Below are 230 nucleotides of genomic sequence, written 5' to 3'. Positions count from 1 at the left end.
AGTCTGCACTGGTCAGGTCGCCGACGGATTGCTTGTCGACGTCGACAGTTTCTTTGGCGGTGGCTGATTTACGGAGGTAGTTGGACGTCGCCTGCGAATCGGCGGCGTTGTTGGCGACAGGAGGCTGGCTCGCACAAGCGGCGAGTAGCAGCACCACCATCGCACTCAATATAAGTCGCATGAAAATCTCGGCTTCCGACGGCTGGAAATTGCAGGCGATACTACGGAAG

General features: G+C 57.4%; 1 protein-coding gene. It reads right to left on the bottom strand.

The genetic code is table 11. The annotated features are described in order from the left end of the window. Nucleotides 1–230 (bottom strand): hypothetical protein (locus AAEZ03_RS29120; protein WP_350583494.1); only part of this gene is annotated, 230 nt, incomplete at both ends.

This window comes from Pseudomonas sp. HY2-MNA-CIBAN-0224, assembly GCF_040310285.1.
Classification (GTDB): Bacteria; Pseudomonadota; Gammaproteobacteria; order Pseudomonadales; family Pseudomonadaceae; genus Aquipseudomonas; species Aquipseudomonas helleri.
The sequence above is the reverse complement of the archived record's forward strand: the minus strand, read 5'-3'. Positions and strand labels throughout refer to the sequence as shown.